Source organism: Chlamydia sp. 16-02 (assembly GCF_042235055.1).
Lineage (GTDB): Bacteria > Chlamydiota > Chlamydiia > Chlamydiales > Chlamydiaceae > Chlamydia.
In genome coordinates this window covers 1,157,624-1,178,403 of record NZ_CP114172.1, presented here as the reverse complement: position 1 = coordinate 1,178,403, position 20,780 = coordinate 1,157,624, and the positions used below count along the sequence as shown (strand labels likewise).

The window sequence follows — 20,780 nt, the reverse complement described above, 5'->3', positions numbered from 1 at the left end:
AACTCCCCTTTTTCTATCTAATTGTCAATCTCATCTGAGAATAATCTATCTCGAAGTGAGGATTTTTCTTGAACTAGTTGCTGTTTTCTTGTCTGCAAATCTTGAAGTATCTGTGATAAATTTCGTAGTTCATCCTCCCAGGATGCGCGACTTTGAGCAAACATCTTATCCTTCTCTTCAACTACACTGGAAACTTTGATGAGCTCCTTCTGCATTTCTTTAACATCCTGTATCTTTTGCGTGGTCAATAGAGCCTGAACTTTGAAATCCTTTATTATACGCATTAAAATGTGCTTAGGAAGTTTTACTAGTTTCCCATACAGCTCGCGCAGCTTCTCTTGATTATCAGAAGAACTAGAGCTGTCGTAAGCCTGAATACCCTTTAATACACTAGAAATCAGATTTTTATTTTCTGTTTTCTCGACCTTCTTATTTATCCATCTGTCGATTCGTTTCATGGCTAAAGAACATAGATCATGGCGACCCAAGGTGATATTGATGCCAACGATCTCCTGAAGAGATTGTTTCTCTCTCATCATTTGAATGCTTTTAATAAAGTTCTCGTCTCCTAATAACGTTCCATAAGCTAATGGAGATAGTTGCCTTTCTAGATCTAAGTAAGAGGAAAGAAGTCTTTTTGACTTCTTATACTCTTCGGAAGAGATCTCATCTCCAGAATCTACCTTCAATTTGAGAAGTTGAAGCTCTCTCAAAGCATCTTGAGCCATAGAACTTCCTTTCCCATAGATAGTAGAGGAAGAAAATTCTAAGAATGGAGAGATATAACTCACACCTAAGAAATCCAAAGCTCTCTTACGTACTTCGAGTTCTTGCTCACCAACTATAGACCTTTGAGACATAAAACGTGGTCGTTGCGATCCTGCATCTTCCCCAGGTAGAGAAGCTGCCCTAGCAAGATGAAAGCGAGAAAGCTGATCTCTACGTGTTTGATCTAACCTTACGTCGTTATTTCCTACACATGCAGATACCTCTAACGCATCTTGGAGATCTTGAAGATTTCCTCTATCAGCAGCTTCTTTAACCAAATTGTCAAAGTGCTGCTTGGATCCTTGTACATCATTAGCACTGGTATTTGGATTGTGAATTTTAAACATTAACTGAAGAAGAACATCAAGCTTATTGTTAATTTCCTCAGGATTCGTTTGTGCAGCAGGTACTTGTGATAGCGCTTGGGTAAACATATCTACCATGCCTTGGCTCTCTACAAGATTTTTTTCCAAAACAGAAAATTGTGCTTTAGCCTCGTCAAATTTCCTCTGCAACTGATTGCGATAAGCAGATTGCTGCTCATAACGTGTCATCTCCACGCCATAGCGGAGACGATAATCTACTATCTTATTCTCCTCTTCCTCTATGCGGGAAATCTCCACTATAATCTGGTCTAGACGATGCTGACGTGCAGCTATAGAAGCCTCTCTAGCAGGATCTGAAGGTTTTGTAACTACTCTATTTATTGCAGGAGTTTGTCCTTGTTGAGAAGAAGCATCTGATTGTGTCTCCTGAACAGTTTCTGTAGCAGACTTTTTACGATCTATAACACTTTGTAGATCAGTAGTTCCGAAACGTTTCTTAATACTTTTATTTAAAGATTTCGACGAGTTTTTAAGTTCTTTGATCGATTTTTTGAAATCATCTTTCTTATCAACAGGAGAACTGTCTAGATCTTTAATAATCCCTTTAGCCCAGGCCTGCTCATAACCTTCTAGCTGCAAGATATCTTGAATCTGAGAAAGACGCTGAACATCTGGATTATCGAATTCTGAAGCAAGAATTTTTGTCGAGGGAAGCATATCTTTTGCCAAAGATGCCGCGCGTACATCAAAAGTCTTTTTCTCAATCATATGATTAAAGAACATTGGAATGATCTGCAAAACAAGAGCGACAGCACTGATACCTACAGGCAACCACACCATCTGTAGTGATAATAGGGATAAACTGACAATAAGAAGAATCAAACCTGAAACAAACATGACGATAGACTGTCCCATGTTCCATTTATTGGCGATTTTTTGTACCTGCTTTAAGAAGCTATCTAAATCCTTATTACGTGTTTCCCAGAAACTCTTACCAACCTTCTGAGCGTCACTAACTGTCTGCGAAGTACTTTCTGCAGCCCCTCTTTGCTCTGTAGCTGATGTATTAACAACACCTTCACTACGTATGGATAATAATTTTTCTAAATCTCCTAGTTTAGTAGATTTAGGACTATGCATTACTGAAAATAGATGGTTAGATGCACGAACCACCTCTTCAACAACAATATTGTCAGGGTCATTTAAAGACTGCTCTAAATCTCCCATACCTCCAAGAAGAGCCTGTATCTGAACAATACCATCATTAAGCAGCGTAGCGATACTTTCCTGAGATCCAGAATGCTGTCCTTTAATTGTGGCTGTGAGTTCTGCTGCTTTTTTCTTGGAGGCGGCTTTTAAAGACGACTCTTTGCTAGTAATTGCCTGTAACAACATTGATTTCCCTGAGGTGCCCTCAGTTTGAATTCTTTGTCCTGTAGCCTGAATACTAGGAATTACGCTGTCTAATTCGTTAATTAGAGTTTTAAACTCTTCGGACCATGCGGTGATATCTTCTTTAGTAGGAAGGTTTTGAGAACCTCCAAGAGCACCATAAGTGGTATCTAAAAATCTACGACAACCATCTATGAAATCCCCAACATCAGAGGCCCGATGATGTGTTTTTGATAACTTATCAATTTCAGACTCTATCGTAGAATAACTTTCAGAAAAGTCATGCATTAAGACTCGGGTCATCTTCTGAGCTTTAAAGTTATTGTATTTCTCGCTCCACTGATCAACCTTTTGTCGTGCTTTTTCTAAATCTTGTTTAATCTCATGCTTTTCTTTGAGAATCTCTTCTATGGATTTCGCAGATACAGCTCCCCAACTATCTCTGTTTACCAAGTCTAATAGCTGATCTATAGAGCTTAAAATTCTAATACGTTGATTATCAGGATGTCTCTGGATAGCCTTTTCCATATCCATGCGGACAAATTTTCCAAGCTGTATACATTTATAGATCTTGTCAAATAAAGGAGTCAAATTCCCTAAGCTTGCAAGATAACCAATAAACTCTCTTTCTACATTATTCAATAAATCTGAAGGATTCGCGTGCTTATTCCCCAAGGATTTACACATCTTCTTGAATTCTATTTTTATAGATGCTTGAAGATCCACGTTTATTCTATCTACATTTACCGAATTCCCAGATTGATATTCTGTGATCATAGCTTCGAGCTGAATAAGGATATTTCTCACCATAGCCTGGCGAGGTTTATCTATCCCCTCATGAATATTGAGCTTATTTGCACATGCTACAATTTTTTTATGTAGATCAAAATCCGCAGGGTTTGCAGCTAAAGCACAAACATCCGTTTTCCAATTTTCAAACTGCACTACCCAATCGGCAAACTGTACTTTATTGATATGGGTTTGCAGCTTTGTGAACATATCTAGGGTAACATCAACAGTTTGTCGTTCCTGAGATAAATATAACCGTGTTGCGGGAGAAACATCATATAACCAGGAGGCAAGCGTCTTACTATGTAAATACGTACGCTCATATTGATCGATGGATTGGCGGATCTCTAAACCAACTTTATTCCCGAATCCACAGATGCTCATTAAAGACTTAGCAAGATCTATGAAATCCATTCCTGGAAGTAATGTAGGTAAGTCTACCCCAGTTTCTTGCAGGGCAGAGTTAGAAAGACCTCGTAAAGCTGCATAGGCAGAATTATTTTTTAATAATTCCACTTTAGCATTCAATACATCAGTGAGACGTTTTTGCCACGCCGCATCATTGACATTATCCACGCCTAAAAGTGCTTCACACTGATAACGTGAGTTTATTTCACCTGACAAACCTAAATTCTGATCTAAAGAGGCGCCTCCATCAAACGAATTTTGATGCATATCTGGACGCAATTGAGCGAGTAGCTTTTCTTTTAATGATCCCCCTTTAGGAAGCTCAATATGATACTTAGATAAAGTAGAGCTTTTGAGATCTGGATGTTTGCTAAATAAATGTCTACGATAGACCTGTAGTGAACGATATTTTAATCTTATTTCCTCACAACGAGATCTTAGCTTATTGGTGACAGCTGCACTAATTAAAGATACTCCTAAAGTAATCACGATAGGAATCCACATAGATACATTGAAAACCATAGCTACTGGCAGGACAAAAAGAATCGCCATCCCAATCACTGTCAGAATAACAAGAGCAATCTTATATAAACGCATCTTCTTCAGATCCGTCTGCTCCATAGAGGAGATCTCCCCCTCTACAGTATCTAAAAGAGCTTGTTGAGTAGTTAGGGAAGCACGCAGCCCCGTAGCCTCCGGGCTCAATGGAGATGCTGGGGGAACCGGGGAAAAAGACGGCCCCCGAGGGGTTTGATTAGTATCTCCGTTGGCTAGGAAAATAGACACAGACTACCTCGAGATATAACAATATTAAAAATATGTTTAATTTTAGATAAACATTATAACCTCATAAGAATTTATATTAAATCATATAAGAGAAGAATAGAGAGGTTATTTACTTAATAATGAAAGTTAAGAACTTAACAAAAAGATAAAAAAGCGAAATTCTAGCTAGGGTAAAGGATTTTTAACAAATCACTTTCGGTTAAAATAGGGATCCCAAGTTCCTGAGCTTTTTTCAATTTAGACCCAGGGCCCTCCCCCACAACAAGATAATCGGTACTTTTAGAGACCGAAGAACCTACTCTACCTCCACATTTGCGAATAGAGGCCTCAGCCTCGGATCTTGTCATTTTTTCAAGAGCGCCTGTGATAACAAAGGTTTTTCCTAAACATGACGCTCTTTCCCTATGATACGGCAAAATATTTACCCCTAGAGAGAGCATTTTTTGAATCTCTTCAATATTGTCTTCTTGACTAAAGTAGGCAACTATAGACTCAGCAACCTTATCTCCAATCCCTTCGATAGCCTTTAGTTCCTCTAAAGAAGCACCCATGACAGCTTCTAAATTAAAAAAATGCTGAGCAAGAGCGGTGGCTCCTCCAATACCAACATAAGGAATTCCTAAGGCCGCAATAAAGCGATCTAGAGGAGCCTTCTTAGCCTTCTCTATGCTTTTAAGAACATTCTTCACAGATTTATCTTTAAATCCCGGCACTTGAAGGAGATCTTCTTCAGTAATTTGGAAAATATCACAACATCCATGAATTATCCCGAGGTCAAAGAGCTTTGTGATTACTTTTTCCCCGAGATGATCAATATCTAGGGCTCCTCTTCCAACAAAAAAACGAATTTTCTCTATAGCTCCCGCTGAACACGAAGGATTAGCACACCGGACAGAAACCTTGTCAGATTCACGGGTTACTTTTCCATGACACACCGGACAGTATTCTGGCATCATCCATGGTCGCGTACCTTCAGGGCGTTTTTCTAAGCATACACCAACGACTTTAGGGATAATTTCCCCGCCTTTTTCTACATATACAGTATCGCCTATACGGATATCTTTTCGTTCGATTTCTTCCTCATTATATAAAGAAGCTCGTGAAACCCTTGATCCTGATAAAAATACTGGTTGTAGCTTAGCCACAGGAGTTAATACTCCCGTTCTACCTACTTGAATTAAGATATCTTCTAAAATAGTCTCGCCCTGCTCTGGAGCATACTTATAAGCCAATGCCCAGCGATAATGTTTTGCTGTCATTCCTAAGGCTTTCTGAGCTTCGATATTGTCTACTTTAATTACAACACCATCAATTTCCATAGGAAGCTGATCACGAAGAATTTCCACCTCATCAAGAGATTTCACCACTTCATCTATAGTTTTACACTTTTGTGGCTGTCCAAATACAGGAAATCCCCACGCCTCACATAGTGTAAGATTATCATAATGCGATTCTGTATTCTCATTACACAAGGATCCATAAATAGAGATCTCTAGATTTCTTTGTGCCGCTTCTTTAGCAGATAAAAGCTTTAGCGTACCTCCAGCAGCATTTCTAGGATTAGCAAACTCTGGCTTTTCAGCTTGTCTTTGCGCGGCATTTATCTGTTCAAAAATCACTCGTGTAAAGAATACCTCACCACGAACTTCAAGAAACTCCGGGGCCTCTTTTGGCAAGCGGAGAGGAAGAGAGCGTATTGTACGGATATTTGCTGTAATATCTTCTCCCTTACGACCATTTCCACGACTTAAAGCTTGAACAAGAATTCCCTGCTCATAACGGATAGCTACAGCAATACCATCAATTTTCAGCTCAAGAGTATATGCGGGATTATACCCTAGAGCTTTCTCTACACGAGAAAAGAAATCATTAAGTTCTTCCAGAGTATAAGCATTAGCAATAGAGAGCATGGGATGAGAATGCGTAATGACAGGGAAACTTCCTGAGGTGCGATCTCCAAGACGCATAGATGGAGACCATAATGCCTTCCATTCGGGATGCTGAGCTTCTATAGCAAGAAGCTTCTGCATTTTCATATCATAGTCATAATCTGAGATTATGGGATTATGAAGAACATAATAACGATAATCATCTTCTTCGATATCTTTACACAGAGATAAATACTGTTCCCTGGAATACGTACTTTGCATGCAGTGTTTACTTAACTCCTTTTGCACAGCGGAAACCATAAGTACTATTTACCGCGCCAGGATTATTGCGATGACGATGAGCACAACGAAGATCGTCTTTTAAGCTCTTCCAACATCCCCCTCTCAATACGCGATATACACCTTGAGCAGGGCCTTGAGGAATATGTGATTCTTGAGCAGAGATTTCATAGAAATCATAGCCGTACCAATCTTCACACCACTCATATACATTTCCTGCCATATCGTACAGTCCATAAGGATTCGCAGGATAGCTCATCACTGCCGTTGTATCCGAGCTAAAGAAGTTTGCCTGACTTTTATCTATTTCTTCACCACAAGGATAACGCAGCTGCGTCACTCCTCCACAAGCAGCAATTTCCCATTCAGCTTCTGTAGGAAGTCGTTTCCCCACCCAAGCGGCATAACCTGAAGCTCCGTACCATGTAACACCAACAACAGGATGTTTAGCATAACCAGGTTCTATAACAAGCTTGCCAGAACGACGTTGTATTCGTGAATCCTTAAGACGAATAAGCTCATTATAATACTTATCTTGTTCGCTCCCTGAACATTCTAAGTAACGAACAAACTGCTCATTCGTGACTGGATGGATATCTAAGAAAAAGCTCTGCAAGAAAATCTCGTGTATAGGATGTTCATCGCGTTGTCCTTCACGACTTCCTCGTGTAAATTCTCCGCCTTCGATAAACACCATTTCTGTAAATAAAGGCTGAGGCTTTACTTCCTCTTTGTCTTCTTCTACATAACGGCTAACAACCGGCTCACGTATTAATAATGACTGTAGAGCGTTAGAATAACTTTCATCTTCCCTAATAATCTCTTCTGTAGAATCTACAGAAGTATTCATAGCTTCGTCTATAGATTTCGCTTCTACAAGCACAAATTCCAAATGATCAGCAACTTCTTCAATTACTTGATTTCCACCCTCCTGCAAAATATTTGCTACACTCGGAATTTGAGGATCTTCTTTTATCTCTCTTAAATCTTCTTCTTTACATTGCGTCTTAGCAGTAAAGAATTGTTCTCCCAACGTCTTTTTCACAATTAAAGGAGCCAACTTCTTAGGTCTTTTCTCTATCGCATAACTTAAACAAGATTGAACTAATCGATCCCAATCATAAATATAATCAGGAAAAGCTTCGGAAGATAAAGGAAATACTCCTTGGGGAAGCTGTCGGAATAAAAGAAAATATATAATCACTCCGAATGCATAGACATCTTCAGCAATAGTACCCGAAGTGCTTTCTGGAGCTTGAAACAAAAGTATCTGCTTTAACTTATCAAAAGAAGATTTCTCAGAAGAAACTGTTAAAAGATGCTGAGTATATTGATCCTTAAGCAAAAACGAAAATCCCAGCTCCGGAAGAAATACCTTTGGGGATTGTCTAGAAAGATCTATATGTACAGAATCTAAACTTAAACCGCCGTGAATTAATCCATTCGAGTGAGCATAGTCTAAAATTTCAGAAAGCTGACTGGCAAGATCCTGAACTTCTAGTTCTGATAACCCTTGAGGACAACTAGAAATATATTGTGCTAAAGATAGGGTGGGGACTTCTTTCTCTTCAGTTACTAAAAAATACTGACCATCTGCTTGCGAAACATTCTCTATAGAGATAATCCCAGGATGTCTTATTGTTGCCAATTTAATAATAGCTTCATGAAAAGCATTCATAAATACTTCAGATGAGGAAAGCTCGAGATGAAGCAATTTTAAAATGTACCGTTTTTTTATAAAACGATGCTCGGCAAGAATATCTTGGCACCACAAGCCCTTTCGCAAATAACAGAGAATCTTATAGTCACCTAAAAACTCAACTCCTATATCTTGCTCGCCTTCCATGGGGCAAACTCCTTGCCTTTTTGAGATTTTCTATCTTCAGCTTATATTGAGCTAACTATAGTAAGGGAAAGGGATGATTGCAATATACAAGAATAACAAAAAAGGACCCAGGGAAGATTTCCCTAAAGTCCTTCTTTGTTTAAAGAATAAATGAAACACTATCAGATTTCTTATTTACAACTTTCTCTTAACTACAGTTAGTTACGTTCTAATATCATTAGCATTAGAAAAATACTACAGTCTACTCATTGATAATGGATTGACTAGTATTTGCAGGTTCTTCTGTAACAAGAGTCCTTGCTAGGGGTTCTTTAATTATTTTGCCAACACCACATAAACGAAGAATCATTATCACAACCCAAGATAAAAAGAGGATGCCTAGTACAATCGCGCATCCACCTGCCAATGCTGAAGTTGGACAACATAAATTCAAAGTTGTAACTCCAAGGACTAAAATAGCAATAGCAAATATAGCTCCAATAAAAGTAACAATAGCTCTGCTAATATCCACACATTTACGCTCTGCTCGAAAAGCAGGGATTTTTTCTACAGATAGATCACAGCGTCCTAAACCACCAAAAACATCTTTTACATTCTCAATAAAAGGCATCAAAACCCCTCTATTTGCATAAGTATCTAGAGACAGCTTACAGATTATATAAACAGAATTCAAATATTCAATCAGAGATTCCTCTCTGATTGAAAATCACCAAAAAGAAATAATCTTGCAGAAGATAATCCCACTGCAAGACTTTTTTATTTAGATGCTCTACATCAAAATAAACTTATGTTTCTTATTTCATAAAAAATCGCCTATATCCAGAAACACAGGACATAAATGCTACTAAATTTATGAAAGGCTAGGATCTTCTATATGATATCATTAAAAGATCCCTTAGAACCTATTCTTAGGAAATAGTTTTCATTAAGAACAAGCTATCACACAGGAAAGGATTAATGTTAAAACAGGAAAATTCCAATCTATAAGATTAAAGAGACCTTAAAGAAACATTAATCTCACCTGCATCATAAGGAGACATGACTTTTTCAAAATGAATAATTTCGCAATCCATTTAAGTCTATTTTGTATTTGCTTAAAAACACATGAAAATCTCTTATGATTTTTTATCAAACATACGTCTTAAGACAATAGCAGCCCAAGAAACACCAAGTAGAGACAAGGCAATAGTAAGCAAACCACAGTATAGAGATGTTCCACCAGCAGCGCAACAAATACAACCGACTATAATTGATGCAATTGCCATAATAGCTACTAAAGCACAAAGAACAACTCTAGTTATACTTGCGCATAGGTGTTCTTTTTTCTTAAACGCAGGAATAGCTTCCTTAGAAAAATCAACTTTTCCTAATCCACTACAAACCTCTTTTACATTTGCCATACAGCTCATGATTATCTCCTATTTTTTTAATTTGAGAAGAACGATATAGGATGCTGATTTTTAAGTACATAAAAACAGAAATCGCTCACATCCCTTACATAATTGAAATCAACTTGAGAGGGCAATTTTAAAAGATAATGACAAAGAGGAGATTGCTTATTAAATAGATATATTCCACTCACACATATCTAAGAGCATGTTTCTTATATTTATATACATCAAGAACTACGTACAAACGGGAACTTCTAATAAAAAAACCGCTCTATAACCTTAAAGATTACAGAACGGTTATCACAAATTTAAGCTATTTATCTAAAGATATCTTAAATAACAGATTTACAGTCTAAGGCCGTATTAGACGTGTTGGATAGTTCCAGGTAGTGGGGCTTTTCTAGCCTGAAAACTAGCGAATACACCATAACTCCAGTAACATGCCAACATTAGCATAACTAATCCTAAAGCTATAGCGGCTCCACCAGCTAATGACATGGCCATAAAGGATGCCGCTGTGCATGTACCAATACCACAAATTAAAGCACCGAAACCAAGAAGCAGGGTCACAAGTGTCATAATAACCCGAGTAATATTCACAGATAGTTTCTGTTTCACAAGATGCTTTGAGCTAAAACCATTAAAACCCAAGCCGTCGCGTATGTCTGACATAACTTGTTTACAAGACATAAAATACCTAAAACATTGATTAATAAAATTCTTGCGAAATATCTTAAGCTGGGCAGATAAATATGCGCCAATAAAAAAATTAACTAGCTATTTAACAAGAATGTACACTTTCAGAGGAGGACAAAGAAGCTGACCCTCGGCTTCTTTTATGTTTCGCGGTTTCAATAACGTGTTGTAAATCATTTGCGAAATAGTTCCAACGCATTGCATGACTTCTCCAACTTCTTTCGAGCTTTAATTCTCCCTGTCTCAAAAGCGCTGATGTAATCGCAAAGGTTAACAAAGCTGAGCCTAAAGCAAATCCTGTAGGGACTAGCCATATACTACAGCTGACAATCAAAAGTCCGGTAGCAAGAGCAACGGCTAAAGCAAAGCACGCGGCTCCTAAAATAGCGGTTGCAATCTCAATAACGAGCCTACATGTAGGGACAACCCGAACTCTATTCATTTCTAATGTAAGATTATCACATCTAGTACGGATCTGCTGGGTAGACATTTGAACAGGAGTCACCGTCCTATCTATATTAGTACTCATAAACACGTGATTCACAAATAAAAAGATAATTAAGTATATAGTGAATTAATATTAATCTCAATAAATCAAAATATTAATATTAAGGCGCTATTAAAAATATTTTTTTACGGATTTCATGGTATAGAGTGAAGGATCTTTCATCTTCATATTGTAGCCCCTTCTCCTCTAGATTTTTTTGCGCTATTAAAAAATATTTTTGAGCTTTTTCATAATCATGACGGTCACAAAGAACCTTGGATAATTTCAAATGTAGAGCGATATCATCAGCAGACTCTTTAGCACACTGCTCTAAAAGAACTACACCTTCCGCTGTTTTCCCAAGATGTAGTAATACAGAAGCAAGTCTACGGCGAGATTCGCAACATTTCGGAGAACGCTGTATAGCTTTCTTTAATGCTTCTTGATACGAAACGACCTCATCATAGGTAGATCCTGGGTGAGTAAACAACAATTTTAAGGTTGCTTTATCAATATTGCCCTGCAAATAATCATAAGCTACCGACCCGACAGATTGCGCTTGAGAAGACCCCTTAAGAAGAATCTCTCCCGCCTTCTTCTGGCCTTTTAGGATTTTTACAACACCCAGAAGTTCTTGAAGTTCATCGTCATCTATATATTCTTTAGCTCTTTCGTAAGCGAGATCAGCTTCATGATATTGTTGCTTTTGCAAAGCAAAAGACCCCTGGTTGATAAATGTTAATCCTATCAGATCTTTTGCGGAACGCACCTTTAATTCATCAATATTCAAACATTCACAGTATTGCTCCGTAGGGAGATGCCTGCCCCCAGCGGTAGTTTCGATATTGATTTTCCCTCCACCGTATCTCAAATAGATGTGGCCTGGAGGTGTGACAGATTCTAAAGGAAGCTCCAAGCGTTGAGACAAAGACAAATATAAGGAAGACACGCCTAAGCAGACTCCAAATTTTCTATCCGCAACTGAAGATAAGAAAGAAAATTCATCAGAAAACATTTCATTTTTTGATGGATAACGAATCCCTTCTTCATAAAAAAGAATCGTATTCAAAGCTTCTATCGTTGCTCTGTGATAGGCGTCTGATCCTAAAGCACAATGTTCCTTATCCAAGTACCTTTGCCGTTCAATATACGCACGTAATGCCAGAATATCTAGATAACGGGTATAATGCTCTGCCTTACATATCTCCTCTTCTCCAGGAAACTCAGCAAGAACTAAAGCCCGGGCAAGATCTTTTTCAGGAGGGCTATTACCATCAGAATTACATAAAAAGACAACCCCTGGAAGAGATAGTTTTTTCATAACCGAAATATCTTCAGATGAGAAAACATAATCAGGATTTTTAGATAATAAAATGCAGTTAGATAGAGTGGTCAACTCATCAGTGATTAATTGAGGGAAAAAATTCGCCAGCTTCTGTCTACTTTGATGATCGCCATGTGTTATAAAATACGCACATAAACTCTCCAAACAATAAGGATCAAGATTCCAAAAGTCCTCATGTTTATTTTTTGAACCAGCTATACCTTCACAAAATATCTTTGCCCCAAATCCTTCTATACCAATGATAAATACAAGAAAAGCGCAAAGCAACCTTGGCATCATAAACGTTCTTTCCTAGGTATCTTTAACCCGATATTCAAACTAACACAATAACTATACCAGACTATTGCTGATATTTTGATTCTTTATTTGTTAAATGCCTAACTTAACAATAGATCATGAAAAGAAATATTAGATAATTCCTATTTTCAAGATCTTCCGAAAGGCTCTCTATCTTTTCAATGATAAATACACACTCATGAGGTTGTCATCTCATGAAAGCAGAGCCAACCCCCTTGACTTTTAATTATTTTTGTGATCGGTTAACGCTATCTCAATTCACCCAGAGCATGAAAACATGAAACATCCAGTTTACTGGTTCTTAATATCTTCGGGGTTGATGGCCTCGACCTCCTTGAGCTTCGCAGCTGCAAAGGAAGAAACTCTGAATTCCTCTAATAGTTATAATGGCAATACTGCAGGAAATTCTACCTTTACTCCTAAAGTAAGCAACGACGCAAACGGAACAATTTATAATTGTGAAGGAGATATTTGTATTGCGTATGCAGGGCAAGGACAACCTCTATCAAATAGCTGTTTTTCAGACACTACCGGAGATTTAACTTTTACAGGAAAGGGGTATACCCTTTGCTTTGATAATATCAATACGACAGCTAAACCAGCTGCCATTAATGTAGAAGCCGATAAAACATTAGCAATAACTGGATTCTCATTGTTTTCATGTTCTTTCTGCCCTCCGGAAAATAAAGGCCAGGGCGCTGTTAAGTCAACAGGAACAATTAATTTTGATAACAATACTATGTTGCTTTTCAAGAGAAATTGCTCAACAGAGAACGGTGGCGCACTTAGTTGTAAAACTTTAAATTTAAAAAACTCATCAGGATTAGCAAGTTTCATAGAAAATGCATCTGATAAGAAAGGCGGGGCTATTTACTGTAGTGATGGGGATTTAAAGTTAGAAAACAATCAGAAAATAATCTTCGAAGGCAATACTTCCAAAGATGAAGGAGGAGCTATCTATGCAAAAAAGCTTACGATTTCTTCGGGAGCTCCTATAGTATTTTTCAACAATTCTGCTTCTAAAAATGCAAACCCAAAAGGTGGAGCAATATCTATAGCGAGTTCTGGGGAACTTAATCTAGAAGCTAAATTAGGAGATATCATATTTAATGGGAATACTGTCGTAACTTCTGTTGCACAACCTACAACGAAAAGAAATGCTATCAATATAGACTCCAGTGGAAAGTTCATGAAATTAAATGCCAAAGAAGGTTTTGGCGTATTCTTCTATGATCCAATTTCAAATTCCGGAGACACCGCTTCTACTATAGAAATTAATAAGACTGATGGATCTACAACATATTCAGGTAAAATTGTTTTCTCTGGAGAAAAACTCACAGAAGAAGAAAGAAAAGTCGCAGACAACCTCAAATCTACATTCAAGCAAACAGTCAAATTAGGCTCTGGTTCATTAGTTCTTAAAGATGGTGTAGCAGTAGAAGCGAAATCCTTAGAACAAACGGGTGGTTCTGTTGTGATGGATCTAGGCACTACATTACAAACCCCGTCCACAGACGGAGATGTTATTACCTTAACAGATTTAGCCATTAACGTTGCCTCATTGGGGGGGGGGGGGGTATTCCTTCACCAGCTCAAATCTCAGCTGGCACAACCGACAAAAATGTTACAATCCAATCTATTAATCTAGTCGATTCCGACGGGAACGGCTACGAATATCCTGTTTTCTCCACAACACAATCCTTTTCAGCAATAGAAGCTAAAGCTAATGGCAATGGAACAGCCACAAAACCAACAACCAATCTAACTAACTATGTCCCACCCGCCCATTATGGTTATCAAGGGGACTGGACAACAACTTGGAAACAAGGATCAACCACTGCCACACAAACAGCTACCCTGGACTGGAAACAAACTGGCTATCTCCCTAATCCAGAACGTCAAGGTCCATTAGTTCCTAATACATTATGGGGATCCTTCTCGGATGTACGCGCTATTCAGAATCTTATGGATGTTAGCGTTAATGGTGCTGACTATCAGAGAGGCTTCTGGGTATCAGGATTGGCTAACTTCTTACACAAAAGTGGGACAGAAACAAAACGCAAGTTCCGTCACAATAGTGTAGGATACTTGTTAGGAGCCTTTGCTCAAACGCCTTCCGAAGATATCTTCAGTGCTGCTTTTTGCCAACTCTTTGGAAAAGACAAGGACTATCTTGTTTCGAAAAACTCTTCTAACATTTATGCAGGATCTATTTACTACCAACATACCTCATTCTGGAGCCCTTGGGATAGACTGCTACAAAATACTATCGGTGCTCAAGCTCCTTTAGTTCTTAATGCACAACTCACCTATAGTCATACTTCTAACGATATGAAGACTAATATGACTACGAAATACGCTCCGCAAAATGTCGTCTACTCAGAGATCAAGGGTGATTGGGGCAACGATTGTTTCGGAGTGGAACTTGGCGCTGTTGTGCCTATCGAGTCTCAATACTCTACCCTATTCGATATGTATTCTCCATTCTTGAAGTTCCAGCTTGTTCATGCTCACCAAGAGGACTTTAAAGAAAACAGCAGTAGTGAAGGAAGATACTTTGAGAGCAGTAATCTCACAAACATTGCTATGCCCATCGGCGTGAAGTTTGAGAGATTCTCCGCAAACGATAGTGCTTCTTACAACCTAACTCTGGCCTACTCTCCAGATATTGCAAGAAGCAATCCTGATTGTACAACCTCTCTATTAGTTAGCCCAACAACAGCTGTTTGGTTAACTAAAGCAACAAACTTAGCTAGACAAGCCTTCATTGTAAGAGCTGGAAATTACTTATCTTTCAGCCCAAACTTTGAAGTCTTTAGTCAGTTCGGTTTCGAGCTCAGAGGCTCTTCTAGAACCTACAATATAGACCTCGGATCTAAAATCCAGTTCTAACTCACCTCCACCTCCCCTGCCCACCACCACGGGGCAGGGCCTATTCAGGCCCTCTAACAATGCTGATCTTATAAAGAAAAAGACCCTCTATCATATGAGAGAGGATCTAAAACAAGAAATAAATAGCGATTACTTTAAAAAACTAACCTTCTACTTTTTTGAATAGCAAGACGTCTTTAGACATCGTAAGCTCTATAGAAGTATCAGATTTGATATCACCTTTAAGCAAAGCTTTTGATAATAGCGTAACTACTTTTTGTTGAATTAGCCGTTTTAAAGGCCGCGCCCCAAAAGAACTATCATAACCCTGCTCACTTAAATAAAGGATCACAGAATCATCCCAAGTTAACGTTACCCGTCTTTCCAATAAACGTTGTGCAACCCTACGCATTTGAATACCGACTATTTTAACAATATCTTCGGTATTTAAAGGAACAAAAGGTAGGATATCGTCAATACGGTTGATGAACTCTGGGCTGAAGTATTTTTTTAATGTGGGAGCAACTACGGATAATACGGTTTCCTTACTTACCTCACTCCCTTTTTTCGCACAGTAATCAGCAAGTTCTTGAGAACCTATGTTTGAAGTCATAATAAATAAAGCGTTTTTACAGTTTACCTTACGCTTCTTACTATCTGTAAGAATTCCTTCATCAAAAATTTGTAGGAGAATATTAAAGACTTCCTTATCTGCTTTTTCGATTTCATCGAAAAGCACTACGGAATAAGGGCGTCGGCGTAAAGCTTCAGAAAGACTTCCTCCTTCTTCATAACCCACATAACCTGGAGGAGATCCTATCAATTTAGATACGGAATGCTTTTCCATATATTCAGTCATATCGAAACGCACCATAGCTTCTTCTTTATTAAACAAAAGATCAGCTAGAGCCTTGGCAAGCTCTGTTTTTCCTACTCCTGTAGGTCCTAAAAATAAGAACACTCCTAAAGGACGTTGCGGATCACTAAGTCCTACACGTGCAGCGCGTATAGAATCACTAACTGCTGCAATGGCAAATGGCTGACCTACAACACGCTCCTCCAAAGATTCTTCCAAAACAAGAAGTTTTTCAGCTTCACCTTCTAACATCTTTTGAATAGGAATTCCTGTCCAATTTGCCACTACTTGAGCAATAAGACGTTCATCCACCTCTTCTTGAAGCAAACGATTATCTCTTTGATTTAAAGCTTCCTCATCTTGGCGTATTTCTTCTTCAAGAGCGGGAATTAAGCTATAACGTAGCTCCGCAACACGATTGTAGTCCGCAACACGTTCAGCTTCTTCTTCAGAAAATTTCATATTTTCTAAAGAATTTTTCTTTTCTTTAAGACCTGCAATGAGTTTCTTTTCCTCATCCCAACGCAATCGTAAAGCTGCGAGCTCTTCTTTAAGTTGCTCTATAGACTGTTGCATAGCCTCAGCTTCTTCTTGATATGACGGAGCTTTTTCACGCTTTATAGCTTCTTGCTTAACAATCAAAGCCGCAAGTTCTCGTTCTTTCTCATCAATTGGCAGGGGTAGACTACCAATTTGCATACGAATCAAACTTGCGGCTTCGTCTATTAAGTCAATTGCCTTATCGGGAAGAAAACGATCTGGGATATATCTATAGGAGAGAAGGACAGCAGCATTTAATGCTCCCTCAGTAATACGTACGCCATGGAAAATTTCATACTTCTCACGAAGACCGCGAAGAATGAACACCGCGTCTTCTAAAGAAGGCTCTGTTACAAAAATAGGTTGGAAACGCCTTTCTAAGGCAGCATCTTTCTCAATATACTTCTGATATTCATTAAGAGTTGTGGCACCAATGCAATGCAGGGTGCCACGTGCTAAAGCAGGCTTTAATAAATTTGCAGCATCCATAGCTCCGTCAGTAGCACCAGCGCCCACAAGAGTATGCACTTCATCAATAAATAAAATACTCTCGCCATCAACAGATTCTACATCTTTAAGAACACTTTTTAATCGTTCTTCGAATTCCCCGCGATATTTTGCTCCTGCAATTAACGCCCCCATATCTAAAACATAAAGCTGTTTGCCTTTTAAGCTTTCTGGTATATCCCCCTGAACAATACGCAGAGCCAATCCCTCAGCAATTGCTGTCTTTCCTACTCCTGGTTCACCTATAAGCATGGGGTTATTCTTAGTTCTTCGCGATAACACTTGAACAGTACGACGAATTTCTTCATCTCTACCAATCACAGGATCTAACTTTCCTTCTTTCGCTAATGAAGTTAGATTCTTACAATACTTTTCTAGGCCCCGAAGATTATTTTCCGCGCTAGGAGAGTCCATACGATTGCCACGCCTTATATTAATAATGAGTTTTTTAAGATCGTCTAAGGATATTTTTACCGTTTTTTTCCAAGAAGCGAAAGGCTCCTTGTTGGATTTCCAAAAAGCTAATAACATATGATCTCCAGAAAGGTATTCATCTCCGAGATCTTTAGCCTCATGCTTCGCATCTAATAGTAGACTTTGCAGTCCTGGTGAAGGCTTAGGCATTGCGTCTCCTTCAACAACTGAAGGTTCTAAAGAAAGCGCTTCATCTACTGCAGAAATAAGTAATTTGGGATTGCTGTGAATATCCTTAATTATCAAATAAAATAGCGATTCCGTATTCTCTAAAAGACATTTGAGGAAATGGTTTTCACTTACGTAAGGATTTTTTGCTGATTTAGCGAGCTCAAAAGCTTTTTCTAGAGCCTCGCTTACCGCATCCGATATCTTATCCATAAAATAGCCCTAACACTCGGCTGAAACATTTTCTTCATTGCATAGAAAAAACAAAAAATCTACCTATTTTCCAAAGCGATTCCTTGCTGCTCACAATTCTGTTTTTTCTTATCTTTTACTCTCTGCTGTTTTTTCCATTGCGAGTTGTACTGATATAGTAATCCGTAATCTTTAACAGCAGCAGTAATATCCTTACAATCTTCCATTAACCCATCGATACGTCCGATACGTGCACTATCTAAACAATCCGCTAATCTATTAGCGCTCTTGTGTATAGATTCTGTTGCTAATCGAGCCTGTTTCACTAACGAAGAATCTTTTTCTTCATCGAGTAAAGTTGATATTTTAGAATAGAGATTCACAGTTTCAGCTTCTAGTTTCCCTAATGCCTTATCCGCTTTATCAACAAATTGTATCAATTTCTCAATAGGATCAATATTATGTCCGTAAACTAAATCCTGAGTATAAAGACGATTATACTCTCCTCTTGTCTTCCCAGGAATAATGTTTACAATAGACTCTCCTATGATTTTGGGGGAATACATAGCAAAAGTATCATCTTTATATAGAGAAACTCCTGAATCGATTTTTAATACCAATTCATAACAATAAAGCTCTCCAGACTTTCCAGAGATCCCTCTATCCATAATGTTTTGTACAGAAGCTACGGAACCAATTATCTTCCCTGCAAGACAAACATTCATTCCCTTGCTCACACCACTAAGATGAGTAAAAGCTACATGGATTTCTTGCTTGCCATCTCCGCGACTTTTAGGAGTAAATAGCATTACAGAAAACAAACCTAACATCCCCACACAAAGAAATAATCCAAAAAATATTGATTTACGATCTTCTTTAGACACTAGCCCTCCTTAATCGGCATGTTACATTGACTAGCAAGAAATTGCTTTGCCAGCACATCCTTTGTCTGTATAAACTCTTCCTTTGTATAGATATGGGGAATTGTTCCTTCATGATGAATAGCGATACGATCTGCAAGAGTTAATGCTAATGCTATATCGTGAGTAATAACAATTCCTCCGATTCCCTGTTCCTTACGCAAACGGAAAATCAGATGAGTCATTTCCCGACTCGTCATGGGATCTAATCCTGCTGTAGGCTCGTCATAAAGAACAAGTTTAGGAGAATAAATCAAAGAACGTGCTAAAGCGACACGCTTGACCATGCCTCCCGACAACTTGTTTGGCATAAACTCCGAAGCATAACTTAATCCTACGTTCTCTAAAGCTTGATCTACTTTAGCGTTTATCTCACCTTTAGAAAATATCTTATGACGTTCATTATATGCATGAAGACCGAAAGCCACATTTTCTCTCACAGAAAGAAAATCAAAAAGGGCGCCACCCTGAAATACCATACCAATGGTGAGATCTTTTAAACGTCCTTTATGAGTAAGTTCCTTGGCATAACGTACCTCTCCAGAATCAGGAATCTCTAATCCCATAATATGACGAAGAAGGACACTTTTCCCAGTCCCAGATTTACCTAAAATCACTAAGAGCTCGTCTGGAAATACCTGCAAGGAAATCCCATGCAATACCATATGACCTTGACCTTCGGTATTGCAATAACTCTTATAAATACGATCTACAGAAATCCAGGGCTCTACCATACCTTCCTCTCTCCCTAGTAACCTAGAACATGAAAGAATGATGTAATCACGCAATTAGCAAATAAGATAGAAATATACGAAGTAACAACTCCTGCTGTAGTCACCTTCGCCACATTTGTAATGCGACAATGCTTCCCTAATCCCTGATAACAGGCTAAAGACGTAATAATAAATCCGAATACTAGTGATTTAACAATTACCATTACAATATCGGATACAAATACATTTCCAGATACCATATGTAAATAGACCTGAGCAGGAAGTTGGAAGGCATAACGACATAGTAAATAGCCACAAAAAATTCCTGACCACACTGCAGCAATTACCAACGCGGGCATAGCAATAATGCCCGCAATGATTCTTGGTAGTGCAAAATAGGCTAAAGGATTCACCCCTAAAGTTTCCATAGCACTAACTTGTTCAGTCATGCGCATAGTTCCTAAGAATGCAGAAATTGCCCCTCCTACTCTTCCAGAAAGAGCAAGAGCAGTCAGTACGGGACCTATTTCCACTAGAATACTTTTTACAACAAAAAATCCTATAGCACAGGATAAGCCATGAACACCTAATTGATAATAGGATTGTAGAGCTAAAACAACTCCCGTAACAGCTCCTGTAAGCATAACTACAGGCAGGGAGGCAACACCAATATCATACCCCTGTATACTTGCAGACTGAAATAAACTTTTCTTCCATGAGAAACTTTTTATTACCGCACAGGTAAAACCTATCCATCTGCCTAATTCCAAAGGAAATAAACATAGTATACGGAAAATACGAGAACGTTTTTTTGCCTCCATGCTCATATCCTCAAAACCT

General features: G+C 38.4%; 14 protein-coding genes and 1 pseudogene. 3 read left to right on the top strand and 12 right to left on the bottom strand.

The window, feature by feature from the left end; genetic code table 11:
• Positions 1-17: 17 nt before the first annotated feature.
• The 8 genes from O1W70_RS05105 to O1W70_RS05070 all read right to left on the bottom strand — a co-directional run bounded on the left by O1W70_RS05105 (position 18) and on the right by O1W70_RS05070 (position 12,681).
• Positions 18-4,469, bottom strand: coding sequence for a hypothetical protein (locus O1W70_RS05105; RefSeq protein ID WP_332381496.1), 4,452 nt, complete (start codon positions 4,467-4,469; stop codon positions 18-20).
• Between the two features lie 161 nt (positions 4,470-4,630).
• Positions 4,631-6,619 carry an NAD-dependent DNA ligase LigA gene (ligA, locus tag O1W70_RS05100; protein WP_332381497.1) on the bottom strand — a complete coding sequence of 663 codons (1,989 nt, stop codon included), beginning with the start codon at positions 6,617-6,619 and terminating at the stop codon, positions 4,631-4,633.
• A 7-nt stretch (positions 6,620-6,626) separates the two neighbouring features.
• Entirely contained in the window at positions 6,627-8,483 is a 1,857-nt protein-coding gene (locus O1W70_RS05095; RefSeq protein ID WP_332381498.1) for an SUMF1/EgtB/PvdO family nonheme iron enzyme, read from the bottom strand.
• 241 nt (positions 8,484-8,724) lie between these two features.
• On the bottom strand, positions 8,725-9,093 hold the full coding sequence (locus O1W70_RS05090; protein WP_332381499.1) for a hypothetical protein: 369 nt from the start codon (positions 9,091-9,093) through the stop codon (positions 8,725-8,727).
• Between the two features lie 505 nt (positions 9,094-9,598).
• Positions 9,599-9,892, bottom strand: a complete 294-nt coding sequence (locus tag O1W70_RS05085; RefSeq protein ID WP_332381500.1) for a hypothetical protein — start codon at positions 9,890-9,892, stop codon at positions 9,599-9,601.
• Between the two features lie 345 nt (positions 9,893-10,237).
• A complete protein-coding gene (locus O1W70_RS05080; RefSeq protein ID WP_332381501.1) occupies positions 10,238-10,564 on the bottom strand; it encodes a hypothetical protein in 327 nt (108 codons plus the stop codon).
• A gap of 91 nt (positions 10,565-10,655) precedes the next feature.
• Positions 10,656-11,060 carry a hypothetical protein gene (locus O1W70_RS05075; protein ID WP_375797326.1) on the bottom strand — a complete coding sequence of 135 codons (405 nt, stop codon included), beginning with the start codon at positions 11,058-11,060 and terminating at the stop codon, positions 10,656-10,658.
• Between the two features lie 118 nt (positions 11,061-11,178).
• Positions 11,179-12,681 (bottom strand): transglutaminase family protein, encoded by a 1,503-nt coding sequence (locus O1W70_RS05070; protein ID WP_213241113.1) that lies wholly within the window; start codon positions 12,679-12,681, stop codon positions 11,179-11,181.
• 295 nt (positions 12,682-12,976) lie between these two features.
• Between O1W70_RS05070 and O1W70_RS05065 the strand changes: the two genes are divergently transcribed.
• From O1W70_RS05065 to O1W70_RS05055, 3 genes and pseudogenes are all read left to right on the top strand, one after another.
• A complete protein-coding gene (locus O1W70_RS05065; RefSeq protein WP_332381503.1) occupies positions 12,977-14,347 on the top strand; it encodes a chemotaxis protein in 1,371 nt (456 codons plus the stop codon).
• Positions 14,260-14,508, top strand: a pseudogene (locus tag O1W70_RS05060) (autotransporter domain-containing protein); the annotation flags it as partial. The gene O1W70_RS05065 and the pseudogene O1W70_RS05060, both read left to right, overlap by 88 nt.
• Before the next feature lie 156 nt (positions 14,509-14,664).
• Positions 14,665-15,591 carry an autotransporter outer membrane beta-barrel domain-containing protein gene (locus O1W70_RS05055; RefSeq protein ID WP_332381504.1) on the top strand — a complete coding sequence of 309 codons (927 nt, stop codon included), beginning with the start codon at positions 14,665-14,667 and terminating at the stop codon, positions 15,589-15,591.
• Between the two features lie 142 nt (positions 15,592-15,733).
• Here the strand turns inward: O1W70_RS05055 and O1W70_RS05050 are convergent, their stop codons facing one another.
• The 4 genes from O1W70_RS05050 to O1W70_RS05035 are packed head-to-tail and all read right to left on the bottom strand — an operon-like array spanning position 15,734 to position 20,761.
• Positions 15,734-18,328 carry an ATP-dependent Clp protease ATP-binding subunit gene (locus tag O1W70_RS05050; RefSeq protein ID WP_213241115.1) on the bottom strand — a complete coding sequence of 865 codons (2,595 nt, stop codon included), beginning with the start codon at positions 18,326-18,328 and terminating at the stop codon, positions 15,734-15,736.
• Between the two features lie 59 nt (positions 18,329-18,387).
• A complete protein-coding gene (locus O1W70_RS05045; protein WP_213241118.1) occupies positions 18,388-19,191 on the bottom strand; it encodes an MlaD family protein in 804 nt (267 codons plus the stop codon).
• Positions 19,191-19,961 (bottom strand): ABC transporter ATP-binding protein, encoded by a 771-nt coding sequence (locus O1W70_RS05040; RefSeq protein WP_213241120.1) that lies wholly within the window; start codon positions 19,959-19,961, stop codon positions 19,191-19,193. Before O1W70_RS05040 ends, O1W70_RS05045 begins: the two co-directional genes overlap by 1 nt.
• Positions 19,962-19,975: 14 nt before the next feature.
• Positions 19,976-20,761 carry an ABC transporter permease gene (locus O1W70_RS05035; RefSeq protein WP_213242001.1) on the bottom strand — a complete coding sequence of 262 codons (786 nt, stop codon included), beginning with the start codon at positions 20,759-20,761 and terminating at the stop codon, positions 19,976-19,978.
• Positions 20,762-20,780: the final 19 nt, after the last annotated feature.